Here is a 3,953-nt window from a genome sequence, read left to right as displayed (position 1 = left end):
CCCACGAATTCCCCCCTGCATTTCCAATCGTATGCTGTTGCGGACGCTTTGAAAAGCGTCCCTACTGTGCGTCCACAAGGCATCCACAGGGCGGACACAGGGCGGACACAGGGCGGCCACAAAGCGGCCACAAAGCGGCCACAAAGCGTCCACAGGGCGCCCATAATGTAACCAACAACCAAAAACTCACACCTATCCTTGCATAAATAAATATAATTTACTAATTTTGCTTTTGCAGACCGCCATAGCAGGAGCCCCCGGTCTGGGGTAAAGCGTGGTGGGATGTTGAAAATAACATTTTAATAAAGCGTTTATCCGCGCTGATTCTTGACGAATCGAAATTCTCGCAAAATTTCAATCAATAGTCAAGGATTGTGCAACGGTAGATGCCCGTGGATATGTAATATCATGCATTCGGCTGAATGCCTTGCGAAAGGTATGGCCGGACGCTATAATTGCATATACAAGCGTGGGCTTCTGCGTTGCCGTCCGACTATTGATGGGCAATGCGAGAAGCCTCGATTCGTAGGACGGTAACAGATACAGACTCCTACGCTTTTTTTTCATACCCAACCATTACCGCCGACGAGAGGAGGACCGAGGCATACACCCCAACCATTCATCCGGCTATATGAACTCCTGCTCGCCTCCAAAACCCAAACCTCCCACTGTCGTCGACCCATGTCGCAAACCTGAACCATGCCCACCGTCCGCCCTCACCGTCAGCGGATTGATTGAATATTACATGCGGGATTATGCCGCCAGCCTGACCGCACGGCTCGGTGAACTGAAAAATGTCACGGACTACATCTGCGGCCTCCACAACATCCCTACCGGCAAGAAAGAAAAATATCTCCGTGCAAGCCACCAGTTCTGCATCGCCAACCGGGTGATTTCGGAGATGATTGAAAAACTATCCGACATCGACACCCACACTTTCAATGATTTTGAAGAGTTGCGCGACCATGTGGCCGAAACCGCCCGCGGAACGACAGGCTACGCCGACCTTTCAATCTATGACTTTGCCTTCCGCTACGGATTCAACCACGGTCTCCTCCCCGAGCGCCGCGTCTATGTCCACGCCGGTGCCCTCACGGGAGCCAAAGCCCTGCGCCGTCTCGGCCTAATCGACTGCAAAATCACCCCGCCATCCATCCCCATCGAAGCCTTCGCCCCTATCCTGCAGGAAATGGGAGCCATGCACCTCGAAAACTTTATGTGCATAGTCCACCGTCAGCTCACCCAAATGGCCGACAAACTCCGGTCCACTTCCGCCAAGAACACAACTAAAAAGACCATCAAAAAGACCGTCAAGCCCACCGTCAAATAAACCGCCAACAAATAAACCAACTATAATTTTATAAACCAATTAATTCACACAACATGTTTAGACAACTACACAAACGGGTGTCGCGGCTATCGGCACCCCTGTGGCTGATACTCCTCGGCCTAATCCCGGCCACCCTCTCAGCCCGCGACTTCACCTACGAAGGACTAACTTATACCGTTATCAGTGAAGCAGATCACACCGTCAAGACTAAAGCCGGCTATATAACACAAGAAAATTATACGGATCCATTGGGGAACCAATGGATTTTTGAAACGTTAAATCCCGGAAACACCGTTAAGGGAGAATTGACAATTCCCTCCAGAGTAAATGATGGAACAAACTTTTACATTGTAAAAGAAATTGGCAACCTGGGATTTTGTGAGAATGCCGGTCTTACCTCTGTCACAATTCCAAATTCGGTGACCTCTATTGGTAAAAAAGCTTTTATGAATTGCTCCTCGCTCGCTTCAGTCTCAATCCCAAGTTCAGTGACTTCTATTAGCGATGAGACGTTCTCCGGTTGCAGGTCACTCGCTTCCGTCTCAATCCCAAGTTCCGTGACCTCGATTGGGGAAGGTGCGTTCTGCGGTTGCTCAGCTCTCGCTTCCGTTTCAATCCCAAGTTCAGTGACTTCTATTGGTAACTCTGCCTTCTCCGGTTGCTCAGCTCTCGCTTCCGTTTCAATCCCAAGTTCAGTGACTTCTATTGGTAACTCTGCCTTCTCCGGTTGCTCAGCTCTCGCTTCCGTTTCAATCCCAAGTTCAGTCACTTCTATTAGCGATGAGACGTTCTCCGGTTGCTCGTCGCTCACTTCGGTCACAATCCCAAGTTCAGTGACTGCTATTAGTGATTGGGCGTTCGCCAGCTGCTCCTCGCTCACTTCAGTCTCAATCCCAAGTTCAGTGACTGCTATTGGTACCCATGCGTTCTCCGGTTGCTCCTCACTCGCTTCCGTCTCAATCCCAAGTTCCGTGACTTCTATTGAGGACTTTACGTTCTCCAGTTGCTCCTCGCTCGCTTCCGTTTCAATCCCAAGTTCCGTGACCTCAATTGGTGACGGGGCGTTCTACCGTTGCTCATCGCTCGCTTCCGTTTCAATTCCAAGTTCAGTGACTTCTATTGGGGTAGGGACGTTCTCCGACTGCTCGGCGCTCGCTTCCGTCTCAATCCCAAGTTCCGTGACTTCAATTGGTAACTCGGCGTTCTCCGACTGCTCCTCACTCGCTTCGGTCACAATCCCAAGTTCGGTGACTTCAATTGGTGACAAAGCGTTTGAAAATTGTTCGATATTGACAGCTATAAATCTTCCCGATGCTGTTGAAAAAATTGGTGAAGACGCTTTCTCAGGTTGTCCGATATCTGAATTGAATTTCGGCAAGTCTCTATTTTCTCTTGGCACTTTAACAGGAACCACCGAGAAGCCGGGATTCTCACGCTCCATCTTCGATCGTTGCCCCGACCTCAAAATCATCACTGTATCTAAGGATAATCCCTATTTCATCGCAAATAAGGATGCCTTTATCATCAAGCCCGACAGCATGATGGTCTACTGCCCTGATTTTTCACGCACATCATGTACCATCCCTCCCACTGTCAGCAAATTTGCAGCAGACGCGTTTAAAAATTGCAATAGCCTTATTACAATTTCTATTCCCGCGACTGTAAAGGAATTTGCCGACAGACTTTGGCATAATTGTGAATCTCTGCATAATGTCGTATATCTCGCCGAGACTCCGGCCACTGCCAACAAGAATATATTCAATGACGAGACATATTCGGAAGGTACCCTATACTGTCCTAAAAACAGTATGGATAAATACTTCATTACCACTCCATGGGGATGGTTTGAAAAAATGGAAGCGGCAAACCAATGCATCCTGACTACATATTCAATCACCCTTGAACCGGGCGCCAACTATCAACTCACAGCCGAAGCAATCACCGAGGATAGCCGACCCTTCACCTACAAATGGTCGTCAAGCAATCCGGCGGTAGCAAGCGTTGACAGCAATGGTCTTGTCAAAGCCATTGCAAAAGGCTCTGCTGAAATCAAAGTGATTGCGACTGATAATGAAGGTAATACGATGGAGGCCACCTGCGCCGTGACCGTCAAGTATATTTTGTCAATCATCAGCCATTCAGCCATCCGTATCCTTTCTGATGAATCCTTCCAGTTGGGCATTGTTTCAAAACTTGAAAATCTCAAAATCAACTGGAGTTCAAGCGACCCGGCCGTGGCCTACGTCAACAACTGCGGTCTCGTCACAGCAATGTGCGAATCAGGCAAATGTGTAATCTCGGCAGAAGTTGAAGGTGAGACCATGGAATGTAAGGTTAATGTTGGTATCGAAACAGGAACCATACCCGAGGACGTCAACTATACAACCGACAAATCCTCTAAAACCATCACCATCACTGAATCGCCGAATGCCAAGGGTGATATTGTCATCCCGATGAATGTCCGCATCGGCGGTGAAATCTATACCGTGACAAAACTCGGTGAACGCGCCTTTGCTGATGCCTACAGCCGCATCACTTCCATTTACGTTCCCAACAGTGTCACCGAGATAGCCAAACATGCCTTCATCCATTGCGAGAATCTCACCTATCTCCACCTCGGCCG

The 3,953-nt window shown here is 48.9% G+C and carries 2 protein-coding genes (1 of these 2 only partly in view); both read left to right on the top strand.

Annotation, left to right across the window (positions count from 1 at the left end):
- Positions 1-631: 631 nt before the first annotated feature.
- Positions 632-1,330 (top strand): hypothetical protein, encoded by a 699-nt coding sequence (locus QZ310_RS13520; RefSeq protein ID WP_297073794.1) that lies wholly within the window; start codon positions 632-634, stop codon positions 1,328-1,330.
- 53 nt (positions 1,331-1,383) lie between these two features.
- Positions 1,384-3,953, top strand: the 5' portion of a protein-coding gene (locus QZ310_RS13515) for a leucine-rich repeat protein (RefSeq protein WP_366935492.1). Its footprint extends 13 nt past the window's final position; 2,570 of the gene's 2,583 nt are visible here — the first part of the coding sequence; the start codon lies at positions 1,384-1,386; its stop codon lies beyond the right edge, outside the window.

Origin of the sequence: uncultured Duncaniella sp. (assembly GCF_910577345.1) — a bacterium.
Lineage (GTDB): Bacteria > Bacteroidota > Bacteroidia > Bacteroidales > Muribaculaceae > Duncaniella.
Note: the sequence above shows the minus strand (reverse complement) of the source record. Positions and strands in the feature narration are given on the sequence as shown.